Source organism: Methanobrevibacter sp. (genome assembly GCF_045646205.1).
Lineage (GTDB): Archaea > Methanobacteriota > Methanobacteria > Methanobacteriales > Methanobacteriaceae > Methanocatella.
This window is the reverse complement of record NZ_JAZRKF010000035.1, coordinates 1-13,734: the sequence shown is the minus strand read 5'-3', so window position 1 is coordinate 13,734 and position 13,734 is coordinate 1. Positions and strand designations below refer to the sequence as shown.

Here is a 13,734-nt window from a genome sequence, read left to right as displayed (position 1 = left end):
GTGAAAAAATGCTTGGAAAAAAGATGATAAGAGACATAATGAAACACAAAATCCAATTCATATCCATCTTTTTAATGGCATTTTTAGGAGTCTTTCTTTTTACAGGTATCAGTGGCGAATGTGTAGGTCTTGAGGTCAATGTAGACAATTTTTATGAGGACACCAACTTGGCCGACGGCTGGATTTATTCCCCTTACCTAAATGATTTGTTTCTGGAACAAGTGTGGAATTTAGGTGCAACTACACAAATGGAAAGGCAGTTAGTTGTTGATTCTGTAGCGGACTTTGAAAATAATCCTGAGATAACGCTGCATTTCGTTGAAAACAATACAATATCCAAATTCTATTTAATTGAAGGTGAATCATTAGACATTAATGATTCCAATGGAGTTTGGCTTGATAAGGGTTTTGCTGATGCCAAAGGCTTGAAAGTTGGAGACAACATTAGCTTTGAATCTGAAGGATATAAAATCGAAAAAGAAATTAAGGGATTAGGATATTCACCAGAATATGTTTACCAGGCATCATCATATTCAATGACCCCTGACCATAGCAAGATCGGCTTTGCTTACTTGTCCTATAAAGCATTTCCAGAGGATACTGTCCCATATAATGTCTTGAATGTAAAATTTACAGGTAAAGCAGAAACTTATGGTAATTTAGTGGATTATCGTTTAAATGGATATTACAATTCATTTATGGACAGGGCAAATCATCCAAGCGTCAACCAATTTTCACAGGAAATTACAAAACACAAAATGATGGCTGACATTTTTCCAGTAGTATTCATCATAATTACAATGCTAATCCTTTTAACAACAATGACCCGAATAATGGCACATCAACGCAATCAGATAGGCATATTAAAAGCCAATGGCTTTAAAAACAAAACAATTTTACTGCATTATATATCCTATGGCTTTTGGATGGTTCTAATTGGATCGATTTTGGGTTTGATTTTAGGGCCCAGGACAATGCCCCAGCTTTTTTATCCATCAATGATTAGAACATATCAACTTCCATTATGGAGTCCTGCATGGAGCATTAATTTTGCATTTTTAATTGTTTTAATAGTCATATTTTCGCTTTATGTTTCATACTCTGCTGTTTCAAGCATTTCAAATGAAAAGCCCTCAGATGCAATAAAACCAAAAGCCCCAAAGGTATCCACTTCAGGGTTTATAGAAAAACTAAAGATCTGGAAGAGATTGTCATTTAATATCCGCTGGAATTACAGGGATGCTAAAAGAAATAAATTTCGAGGATTGATGACTATCATAGGAGTTATGGGTTGCAGTGCACTTTTAGTCGGTGCATTCGGATTGTATGATGGATTAAACGATGAAAAAGAATGGAAATACACTCAAATTGACCATTATGACTCAAAACTGGTGATTGATGAAGACGCATTATCATCACAAATTGAGAATGCAACTAATGAAGTTAATGGTGAAAAAATAATGGAAGGTTCCATTGAAATCGAATCAGATACACTGAAAAAATCGGGGTCGCTTCTTGTTTTAAATGATACCAATCTAATAACACCAACAGATAAGGATTGGAATAGAATAGAACTTAAAAACAATGAAATATCAATTTCACAAAAGATGGCAGACATGCTGGGAGTTAGTGTTGGCGATACAGTCAAATGGCATATTATGGGTTCAGACAAATGGATCAACACGAAAATAGACAAAATCCATGCAGATCCAATATCACAAGGCATTATCATGTCTCCAGATAAAGTAGATGAATTGGGTTTGAATTACACTCCTACAAGCATCATAACCTCCGAACATATGAATAAAACATTTGAAGGAATTAAAACTATCAATACAATGACAGACATTGAAAAAAGTTGGGATGAAATAACTGAGACAATGTGGCTTATAATTTACGTTCTGATATTCTTTGCTTGCGTTTTAGCAATCATAGTATTATATAATCTCGGACTGATGACATTTACGGAAATTGAAAGAGAAATTTCAACCCTTAAGGTACTGGGATTCAAAAGCAATGACTTAAGAAGATTACTATTGACACAAAACCTATTCTTTACATCAATTGGATTTATATTGGGAATACCTTTAGGTTTATACATTTTAGGATTGATGTGGGAGTCTTCAGGAGATACATTTTACATAATCCCTTCATTAACCATTACAAATGTTTTATTGACTGCCGCAATAACATTTACCTTGTCAATAGCCGTGAACCTAATGTTTTCACGCAAAATCAATAAATTGGATATTGTTGAATCACTAAAGGGTGCTGAATAGTGAAATGAAATATTAGTCCCATCCAATTAATTATTTTCATCACTATGCATATAACTTGCATTACCGAGGGATATTTAACTCAATATAATGTAAATATCTGAACGATAGATATAACTCATATCTACATAATTTTTTTAATTATTCAGTATGCAGGTGCAAAAATTGTATTAATATAAACGCATTAATGATAAATTAAATTATATTAAGACACAAAAACTATTAAATAATTATGCGTATGTTGAAGTATTTTAAAGTTATTAATTCGAATGGAACTTTGGAATGTCAACTACATGATAACATTAATATTTTATAAAATCATAAAATTAAATAAAATAATTAATGAATGCTTCGTTTTTTTCTTGTCTCTTCCATTATTATTTTATTTAATCATTATATCTGTATCTGATAAATCTTCAATGACCGTTTCATTACATGACTTCATTATAACTCCGCATTCACAGTCATTTTGCATAATAAGAAGAACACGAAGACCCGCAGATGATATATATTCCAATTTAGAACAATCAATGAAGACACTGTTGATAGTATTATCTTCTTTAATCTTCTCATAATTAGCAAGAAGATTAGGTGCACTTAATGTATCTAGATTTCCAGATAAGATTAAATTAAGCCTATTACCATCAATTGATGCATCTGCATTAAAAGAACCCACCTTGGCATCAGAAATATCCGCCTTAACTGATTCGTCAACTGTAATCTTCCATATACATACTCTCCCAAGGCCTTCCTTAATCTGAGCCACAATCTTAGGGTCCGCATTTTCTAAACTTTTAAACTCAGGCAAATGCTCAGCATATGGAATTCTTTCTAGTTTAAATCCCTTAGAGGCAATATAATTAATTGCATTCTCCATATTCTCCTGAACATCCCCTACGACACGAATATTCATGGTATTCTGTACTGCCTTTACACCAGATTTATCTTCTATTCTATATCTCATCTGATACATAAGTTCTCTTGTTCTGTCGCCATAAAAAGCTTTCATTATCAAAACATAGAGAAGAGATATCTCCGGATCAAGAGTAATCCAATATCCACCATGCTCCGCAAGGATTTTCTTGATATTATCACACATGACATCCATCTCAGAATCTGTAAGATACATCACGAGTCCTTCTGTTGTTATGCATACCTTTCCGTCAATCTTGTCAAATGCAGACTTAAGGGATGGATAATTAGTTACATCCACACCTTCGAAACTGACCCGCTTTTTTTGATCTTCATCTAGCAATGACATAATAGCTGGTTCAATTTCATTAATTGTTGCAGGAAGGTCCATTCCAACAAATTTCTTACCATTTTTTGCAAATTCAAGGGCTCTAGGTGTGAAACCGCACGGCAAGTCAACCACCGTAAAACCGGATTCCTCAGCAAGTTTTCCACTAGTAAAGTACCTTACATCCATAATAATGCTGTTGATAAAAAGGTCATCGTCATCGGCCTTGACGGTCTTACTATCCTGTGTATCTTCCCTAGTAAGATTCAGCCTTTCAGCCATAGCCTTAGCATCATCATGACCTGCAGCGGCCAATTGATAAAGAGTCATCCTTGCTGTATTAAATATGGGATTTGTTCTTTCCAATAAGTCTTGATTAATTTTTATTCCTTCAAAATTAAACGTATTGTCCATAATATCCCTATTGAATATATCAATGTTTCACCAGATTAAACAATAATATTTTCTCTTTCGCTGCTATAAAAAAGAAGACTACATCCCGCATCAAGAGGAGTAAAATTAAATTATTCATCTTTTTGATAGTCAATAATCGCAAATAACCTTTTGATGCTTGAAAATGCAGTTTCAATAGAAGCCATCGAGGTACTTAGTTTCTTAATAGGCTTTGTCATTAATTGTCCATACATAATAAATGCCAATAAAGTTCCCAGCTGTATTTCATTAACTGATAAAAAGTAAACACCCGCAATATAAACAGTTATCTTACCTACATTTGTTAAAAGGGTTGTAATAGGATCCATAAAATTAGTGACATTTCTGGATTTGATATAATTGTCAATTACAGTTTGATTCATTTTTTTAAATCCTTTTTCATGGAATGGATGACGATTTGACAGTCCTCTTTCGAAATAGCTCATCAATCGACCCAGCTGCTTTTGATGACCATCATAATGAGCTTTAGATTTAACGTCACAAATATAAAAGCAGATGACCTGAATCGGCAATATAATCAGATATATCAAGCTCAATCTAACGTCCGTCATCAAAATCAATACCACTACAAGGATTATAGAAAGGATTTGCGCAAAAATTTCAGAAATACGGGAAGAGACAAATTCCCTGATGTTCATCACATCATTGTTCAATCTGGATAGAACCTGACCCTTTGAATTTTCCTGAATGAAGTCTGAACCGATAATCTCAATCTTGTCAAATAATTTCATTCTTAAATTATAGGCAACCTTTTCACCGGTAATTCCCATGATTCTCTTTGGAGTCAACTTAAACAGATATCCTACAGAATATAATACCAGCAACAAGGCAATATTAGTATAGATGGCAAGGTCGTTAGATGAATTCACGTTAGAACTCAATAAATCAACTGTCTTTCCTGCGACTTTAGGCGCATAAACCATACACAGTGTAGATGCGGTAAGTAAAATCATTGATATTATTACTTTAGGCTTATCGTCTTTCAATATTATGCGGAATTTTTGGAAGAGGTCTTTTCTTTCAGCCCAAACGCCCTTATCCTCAAATTCAATATCCTCCTCAACAATTTCTATTTCTTTTGGATTATCATTTGTGTTTTCAGATTTTATGATTTTATCTTCAATATTCAGGACTTCCTCTAAACGCACGGAAGTGGCAAATGCACGTGGCCAGCGATCAATAAAAGCTGGAACAAATGACAAGGTAGAAACGAAGTAAGCAACATATATCAGAATAATAAATGAATCGACTACACTGTCAGTTTCAAAGCCTATGGTGTAACCGGCATTAATCATTGCAAATGTAATCAGAACAATAGAATATAAAGCCCATATTAATACTGGTCCGAGGTAATATTGGCTTAAGAGATACTTAACGTTTTTATCATAGGAATTTTCACATGCCTTTTCAAATTCAGCATCATTCTCCTGTTTATTAATTTGAATCCTGTTGGCAATATTACTGATTTTGGACAAAAACATCTGGTTTAACTTTCCATATGTCTTTTTAGCTCTGAAAAAGATTTTAACAATTTGTTTCATTCTAAAAATTACGATTAAAGTGATGACGCCGATAAATGACAAGAAGAAAATCGCATAAGTCGTATCAATCAATGCTATTTCATAAATAATTGCTACAAGTGTAACCGGAACCAGCATTAACTGTGTGAGTATTATCACTATAAACCCCTGTTCTGAGGACATCCCTCTGGTTGACCGTGTAGTTAGCCCTGAAATTTTAAATTTGGCAATTTCCTCATCGGGCAAGTTCATTAGAATATGAAAGATTTTCTCACGGATAGTGTATGCTGCGTTTGAAGCCACTCTTGTTGAGAGAAACGAAACGGCATAAATGGAAATCATAGCAAAGACAGTATACACTAACATGTATAATCCAGATTTGAAAAGCAAATCGATTTTCTGATTTTTAACTCCAGACAGAGCCACACTAAACAAATCAATTATTTCCATTTGAAAGAATGTCTGAATAATCAGCAATACAAAAATAATTAATATTGTTTTCCATTGGAATTTTAATGCAACACTCAAAAACTTTTTCATAATATTAATTTAATTTTTAAATAATAAAACATTATCCTCTTAATGCAACTTAATCTTAAACATAAGTTAATTAAGTAAAAGAAAAAAAATATTATATAATGTTTGAAATGAATATTTCCCCAGGAATTATTTAAAGAGGTGAAATAATGGATAATATAGTGTTTAAAGATTGTGAATATCGTTTTACCGAAAACAATGAATTATACTGTAAAAACAAAACAGACACTGACATAAACTGTGATAACTGCAAAGAAAACATTCACTTGAACTGTGACAACTTCAGTCCGAAAAAAGATTACTGCCTGAAATTTTTCAGGGAAAATATAAGTGAAGTAACTGAATGCCAAGAAAAAACAGTCTTCAATGATAAAGCATTGTCCAGAAAATGGAGTAATTAGTTATAGAAACATGACATCTTTAATTTAATCAATGAGAACCATTAAAAAGTTCAACATCAAATTTATTAATATGGATGCTAAAAAGTTAAAGTATTATGAGAAAAAATACGAGAGAAATCCTGTTGAAGATGCAATCAAGGACATAAGCAACAAATGGACACTGCATATCCTAAGAGACCTGTTTTTAGGAAAAACACACTTCAACGAATTCCAGACAAACAGAAAAACACTGGACAATAAATCACTGACAAGATGTCTGAAAACCATGGAAAAAAACGGTCTTATCAAAAGACTTGATGAAAATGATGAAATCACATATCATCTGACAGAAAAGGGACACTCACTAAACAAAGTATTCTACGAACTCCTATTATTCGCATTAAACAACGATGAAAATAATGAACACTACAATGATCATGAAAAAGAAGAATTAAAGGAAATGTATTTTGAAATATTGGATTTGAATCAAGAATAATAATTTTATTCTTGATTACTTAAAAGAACTCCGCCAACACCGACATTGTCCGCCTTTCTTTCATTGAACAAGACATAAATCATATCAATCGGCAAACCAGTTACCCTTGAAGCGGATTCTGAAAACTCTTTAGCTAATATTTCTTTCTGTTCTTTTTCCAATTCTACGATATCAAAACTTATTACTGGCATATTAATTACCTCCATTTTATACTAATAACTTTAAATTAAGCATATAAAAGATTATTGTGGCATCAATGCCACCTTTAAACTGCACTGTCGACTTCATGAAATGCTTTTCTTGATGATACCCACACAACCAGCGCAATTACTGAAATTAAAATCGCACCCATCATTACATATGACCATCCGCCAAGTGACCATAAAAATGAAGCCAATGCACTTCCAATAGCACCAAAAATGAAATTGTTAACAACAAAAACAGTATTCAGTCTGCTTCTCTCCTCATTGGACAGGGCAAATAACCTTGCCTGGGACAGGACAGTTATTCCCTGAACACCTATTGAAAATACAGCAGCAATGACGACAATGGCAATTATTGAATCTGAAAACATCAACCCACAGACCATTGTTGCGATAATCATGAATACAAATACTCCTAAAGCCGGCACGCCCAAACCATTATCCTGCAGTTTGCCGAAGTACAGCCCACATACTGCTGCAACAAGGCCAGCGAGACTAACAAGACCAATCTGGAAAGTATTGTAATTGAATGGTTCACCTGACAATAAAAATGTCAGTGAAGTCCAGAATATGTTAAAAACCAAACCGAACAATAATCCGCTGTGAAGCAAAATCCTAAATAAAGTGCCATGTCTTTTAAAAGTTGTAAATACGCTGACTATAAGGCCACTGTATGATTCCAGCTTGTTTTTTCTTGGAATGTCCGGCAGAACATAAATCATCACCATAACCATAACCAAATTCAATATTGCTGCAATCAGATATACAGATCTCCAGCCCCACATTCCTGCAAGAATGCCACTTACAAATCTTGAAAAGAGTATTCCTGATGTTATTCCTGAAGCCACGATTCCAACAATATGCCCACGCTCTTCAGGACTGCTCAAATCACCTGCCAAAGGCAATATGACCTGACCAGAAATTGTTACAATACCCATGCTGAACAGTGACAGTGCCAATATTACAAATGAAGGAGACAATGCACATGCAAGCAAAGTAACAATGGACAAGACCATTACGATAGCGATTAATCTTTTTCTTCGAACAAAATCCCCTAAAGGTACAATAAACAAAATTCCCAATGCATACCCTATTTGGGTTGCTGTTACAAGCAGTCCACCACTGGCAGGTGAAAGCCCAAATGCATTAGTAATCTCAACCAGCAGGGGCTGAGCCCAATACAGATTTCCAATTGCAAGACCAGAACATACAGCAAACAAGGCCGCCAAAAATGTGGTCATCCTAACAGTTTCATTATTAACATTCATTTTCATAGATTAATCTAAATGAAAATTCATATTTAAAGATAATGTGGCATCAATGCCATCTAAAACAAAGATTTGAAGTTACTTTAAAAAATATTTCTACTGCAATCTGAAATTAAAATCCAGTGACACTTTTGATGAACTAAATAATGCATAACCTATTTATCCAATTATATCATAAATATGATTATGAACCCAATACATTTCTTCACATTAGGATATTATCCAGAATATTTATTTATCGGAGTTATATGGGGTATTATTATTGGATTTTACGCATTTTTTAGAGTTAAATATGCTTTAAACAATAGTAACTTATCGAAAAATAAAAAATTAACCATAAATTTCATTATTCCGATTTTAGCATTTATATGCTGTTTAAATATATGGTCAAATGCCGCCATATTAACTTTATACTTATTTTTATCATCCGTAATTGCAGATGTGATAAGAATAATATGGAAATATTTACTTAAGGACAAATATTTAAATTTCATCCCACAGTACCATAAAAAAGGCATTTTAGCGTTGGTTATTTTTGCAATTATAATAATTAGTGGCGTTTACGGAATGAACCATATTGAATTAACAGAATATAATTTGACTACAGATAAGATAAATAACGGATCTTATTCCATTGTTTGGGTTAGTGATATTCATTATGGAACTGTTCAAAATCCACAATTAGTTAAAGAAAGCATTTCCAAAATAAATGATTTAAAACCAGATATGGTTATTTTGGGTGGAGATATTGTCGATGAAAGAACCTCCAAAGAAGACATGAATGAAATATTTAAAGAATTAGGGAAAATCAATTCAACATACGGCACATATTATATCTTTGGAAATCACGATACGCAACCAGATTCAATGGACTATGAAAATGGAAATAGAACATTCAGTGATGAAGAATTGAATAAATCAATAAATGATAATGGAATAAAAATTTTAAATGATGAAAAAACATCAATCAATGATGACATTGTTCTGGTAGGTAGAAGCGATGCACAGTGGGAGGGTAAAAATAATAGAATTGACACCGGTAAAATACTTAACGAAAGTGATTTGTCCAAATATGTTGTTGTTTTAGATCACCAGCCTATTAACTATGAAGAAAATTCACAGCAAGGTGCTGATTTACAACTTTCCGGCCATACTCATGGCGGACAGCTATTCCCATATTCAATTTTTGAAAGTTTAATGGGCCATTTAGTTTATGGGGAATTTCATTTTGGAAAAATGAAACTAATAGTATCATCAGGTTTGACAGGTTGGGGATGGTCAATGAGAAATGAAGCTAAATGCGAATATGTATTAATCAATATTAATTAAAATTACATCTAAACACACTATCATAAGATTAGGATAATTAAACTATCTATAATTAATGATTACACTGCATATTTCATGTGAAATGTGAATTTTCCCAATCCTATTGCAATAATACTAGCTCTGTAGCTATTTCGTCAACGACTGATTTTTCAACTCCTTTTTAAAAAATTATCCAATCACTTCAAAATCAATGCATGCAAGCATTTACTTACATATTTGTTCAAATATTACTCTTTTTCAAAAACTAAATGCAAGTAGTCACTAACTTTCGAAAATATTTATATAAAAACTTTTATATAGTAATAGTTTGAATGGCTATATTTTCGGAGGAATTAAAATTACACATAACACTAAAAAAATCGGGCCACTATTTTTGCTGATTGCATTCATATGTCTTATCGCAGGTGTGTCATGCATCCATGCAGCAGACATTGACAACAGGCAATACATGAATCAAAGCGATATCGAAGACATTGTCCTTGCAGATGGAGGAGATTTTGAAATAGAAAATTTAGAATGTGAACCTGCAGTTATTTTAGCCAGGACCAATCCGACCGCCAACACGACAGAGGATGGGAAAGACTTACAAACATCCCATGCAACATACAACAACCTTAGAGATGACATAGAAAACCTCAATCCTGGAGAGGTCTACAACATCACAAGAGATTATCTAATCGATAACTGCGACAGCACCCTTTCAAAAAATCGCATAATAAACATCTATTCAGACAATGTCTTTATTAATGGTAACGGCCATACAATAAACGGAAATGGATGCAACAGATACTTTGCGCTCTTCAAGATTTTAGGAAACAACGTAACAATTATGAACCTGCACATCGCAAACTTCCGCTCAACCAATACAGACTACTGCAATTCCAAATATAACCGCTATGGAGACGGCTACACAAAAGTGACAAGCCCTATCGAATGGCACGGGGACAACGGGACAATATCAAACTGCAGATTCGACGACAATGCTGGAGTTGACGGCGGAGCAATATACTGGATTGCAGACAACGGAAAAATAGACAACTGCTACTTTAATGAAAACACCGCAGACCGTGGAGGATCCGTTTTCATCAGCGGATACAACAACACAATAAGCAGCTGCATAATGAAGGACTCCTATTCACATTACCTTGATGCAATCTTTTTCAAGAACTTTGACGAAAGCGGCGAAGAGATGACATTCGAAATGAACGACTGCTTTTTCTACAACAGCAATGATTACATAAACGACATCCATGTTGAAGGTCAATGCAGAGTGATGGATGGCGACAAGCAAATTTACCCGGAAATTCCTGAAGGAAGATACGACGATTTTCTTGAAGTCACCAAAAACCTCAAGGACGGTGACGTATACAATCTAACAAGGGACTATTACTTCGACTACACTTGCCATTTCTATCCTATAATGGCAAACAATGTGACAATCAACGGTAACGGCCATAGAATCCACTGCAGAGACGAAATGGCAAATTCCATCATTTGGGTTATGGGAAACAACGTCAACATAAACGCAATGATTTTCGACATTGATGAGCCTGCAGGATACGGAAGCGCCAGCTTCGTCAACTGGAAGGGTGACAACGGTTCCATTACAGACTGTGCATTCACTGGAAACCATGTAAGAAACTGTGGCGCAGTAACCTGGACAGGAAATGACGGGCTCATCGACAACTGTATTTTCATAAACAACACAGCAAGTGTAGCTGGTGGTGCGATTGTCATAAGCGGGCAAAACAACATCATCAGCAACAGCATATTCTTGAACTGTTCTTCACTCTTAACTGGCGAAGCAATCTTCATAGACCACAAGCGCAAGAACATTACCCTTGAAAACATCAGTTTCGACAATGCGGTACCTGTCATCGACGAAGGTGCAACAAGCTATAATATAGACATTGAACAGTTTTCAGGAAACGGATACTACAGATGGGTGGGAGAAAAGTATTATGAAATCTCAAAGCCGATTTACGCTTCCATCATGAAAGGAGGAATAAACTACCTCAACGACAACACATACTATAAATGCAACTATAATAACGTAACTGGAATCTTCGATTTTACCATATCAGTAGTGTATGATGAGCACAACATCACATATTCACAGACATATCTCTTTAAAAACATCTTCAACTACACATTCAGCGATGTATTTTCCAAACTGAGGGCAAACGACTATGAAACCAGTTTCACAATAACCAAAACAGTTTATATTTCAAGCTCTGCCGATTACATCAATACCGTCAAGAATACATTCTGCAGCGTGGCTCCTATAACTCCCGTAATGGGAATATTCGAATGGGACATGGGATTTGCAAACAACGTTGCAAGAAAAGAGCCTGTGACATACGCATTGGATGTCATATTTACCAAAGCACTTACAATCGAATGCAATTCAACATGGGACCTCAAATCATCAATTTTTGATGTGTTAAACGTCAACGGAGCAGGTTCTGTTATCAAAGGTTCTTATGATGATGGGAAAGAGGACAAATGGGTTGCTTTAAAGGAAGGCCATGCAGTGGGCGCAACCAACATTACCATTGAAGGATTCAATACTGCAGTTGAAAATCTGGGCGGACAGTGCATGTTCATATTGTTAAGCTTCAACAACAACAGGATGGACTACATCATCGACAGGGACTGGGGAGCAGGAATACTCAACACTGGAATGCTTACCTGCATCAACTGCTCATTTACAAACAACTATGCAAAAAACGGAGCTGCAATATTCAACCAGGGAATCCTGACAATTCAGGATTGTATTTTCAAAGGAAATGAGGCATACGGTGAAGGAGATGACATCTGTGTCGGCGACGGCGGTAAGGTAATCTATGATGGCGTACTGATCAACTGTACCGGTGAATGTCCTCATGTCGAGTTTCCGAACAGTCTGTCCGTCACTGACAGTACCATAATTACAGTATTCAGCTATGCTTCAAGCTTCCTTGTTGGAGTCGCTGTGGGTCTTGTTACCGCCAACCCGCTAGTCGGTCTTGCAGTAGGGGCATGCCTCGGTGCGGCAATAGGTACAGGATTTTCTGCATGTATCAATACTCTCACTTACGACATAAACCATGACAGGCTCGGAACCTGCCTGAATCTTATCATCGGCTCAAGCATTTCAGGTGCACTGGGCGGATATATGGGGGGAGCCATGGGTGAAATCAGAAATGAATTATGGGCTTTCGATTTTGATATTCAGGGGTGGACAAACAGCTTCAGGCCAGGATTGGCATGGGCTGCAACATGCATTGGCGTATCCATAGTTGGTACTCTCGGAGGATTATACTATTACTTCACCAATTAGGCAAGCGAGAAATCGCTTTTTTCATCTTTTTTAAGAAAAAACAATGTAAAATAGAAACTACGACGAAAAAACCAAATGGACAATTCCGATGCCCCATCGATAATGAACACCGAGTTCATCGAAATGCAAATCAATATACTGAAAAAAGTATACAAAATATAAATACCTGCTAAAGGCCAAATCAATCCCTAAAAAAAGACTTACTTTTTAAAAATATAAACATATACGCTTAACAAAATCATAAAATAAGTTATATTAAATAAATTAAGGGTTAACTTAATATTAATGATTAATATATTAAATAACGCGCAATTTATGTACAATGGATTTTGCCCACATACTATACAAAATATTTAGTACGCTTAGCTCGTAGATTATAATATTTAGTATCAACCCACATAAAGAACTGTTAAATTAAGTGAAGAATATTGAACTTCCCCGCCGTTGAGACGACGGGGATTCGCAAACCAAAAAATTATATTTTGGAATTTTACTGCCCCGCCGCCCCGGCGAGTTCTAAACCTCTTCTGAGGATATTAATACTGGAATTGACATCCCTATCATGATGGGGTTGGATAAGTTAGGAGGATTACTCCTCCCTTCTCTCCGAGGAACCGCCCGTGTGGCTTTCACCACAAGCGGCTCGAGCATAGTTTATAAGAAAATGAGAAAACTAAAGTCTTACTTGTATAGATATTCAAAAGGAGTCT

General features: G+C 35.1%; 9 protein-coding genes. 5 read left to right on the top strand and 4 right to left on the bottom strand.

The window, feature by feature from the left end; translation table 11 throughout:
* Positions 1 to 8 precede the first annotated feature (8 nt).
* Positions 9 to 2,279 carry an ABC transporter permease gene (locus ACKI44_RS07055; protein ID WP_407422905.1) on the top strand — a complete coding sequence of 757 codons (2,271 nt, stop codon included), beginning with the start codon at positions 9 to 11 and terminating at the stop codon, positions 2,277 to 2,279.
* Positions 2,280 to 2,658: 379 nt separating this feature from the next.
* Here ACKI44_RS07055 and ACKI44_RS07050 read toward each other — a convergent pair whose 3' ends face one another.
* Complete coding sequence (locus tag ACKI44_RS07050) at positions 2,659 to 3,930, bottom strand: STAS domain-containing protein (protein WP_407422903.1); 1,272 nt, start codon at positions 3,928 to 3,930, stop codon at positions 2,659 to 2,661.
* A gap of 110 nt (positions 3,931 to 4,040) precedes the next feature.
* Positions 4,041 to 6,029, bottom strand: a complete 1,989-nt coding sequence (locus ACKI44_RS07045; RefSeq protein ID WP_407422901.1) for an ABC transporter transmembrane domain-containing protein — start codon at positions 6,027 to 6,029, stop codon at positions 4,041 to 4,043.
* Between the two features lie 146 nt (positions 6,030 to 6,175).
* On the opposite strand from ACKI44_RS07045, the gene ACKI44_RS07040 reads away from it, so the two are divergent.
* Together ACKI44_RS07040 and ACKI44_RS07035 are read left to right on the top strand one after the other, a co-directional pair.
* A complete protein-coding gene (locus ACKI44_RS07040) occupies positions 6,176 to 6,427 on the top strand; it encodes a hypothetical protein (RefSeq protein ID WP_407422899.1) in 252 nt (83 codons plus the stop codon).
* Positions 6,428 to 6,497: 70 nt separating this feature from the next.
* A complete protein-coding gene (locus ACKI44_RS07035; RefSeq protein WP_407422897.1) occupies positions 6,498 to 6,902 on the top strand; it encodes a winged helix-turn-helix transcriptional regulator in 405 nt (134 codons plus the stop codon).
* Between the two features lie 5 nt (positions 6,903 to 6,907).
* Here ACKI44_RS07035 and ACKI44_RS07030 read toward each other — a convergent pair whose 3' ends face one another.
* On the bottom strand, positions 6,908 to 7,093 hold the full coding sequence (locus ACKI44_RS07030) for a 4-oxalocrotonate tautomerase family protein (protein WP_407422895.1): 186 nt from the start codon (positions 7,091 to 7,093) through the stop codon (positions 6,908 to 6,910).
* A gap of 74 nt (positions 7,094 to 7,167) precedes the next feature.
* Positions 7,168 to 8,379, bottom strand: coding sequence for an MFS transporter (locus ACKI44_RS07025; protein WP_407422893.1), 1,212 nt, complete (start codon positions 8,377 to 8,379; stop codon positions 7,168 to 7,170).
* Between the two features lie 180 nt (positions 8,380 to 8,559).
* Here ACKI44_RS07025 and ACKI44_RS07020 point away from each other — a divergent pair, with 180 nt between their 5' ends.
* Both ACKI44_RS07020 and ACKI44_RS07015 read left to right on the top strand, forming a co-directional pair.
* Entirely contained in the window at positions 8,560 to 9,702 is a 1,143-nt protein-coding gene (locus ACKI44_RS07020) for a metallophosphoesterase (protein WP_407422891.1), read from the top strand.
* A 307-nt stretch (positions 9,703 to 10,009) separates the two neighbouring features.
* A complete protein-coding gene (locus tag ACKI44_RS07015; RefSeq protein WP_407422889.1) occupies positions 10,010 to 13,024 on the top strand; it encodes a hypothetical protein in 3,015 nt (1,004 codons plus the stop codon).
* Positions 13,025 to 13,734: the final 710 nt, after the last annotated feature.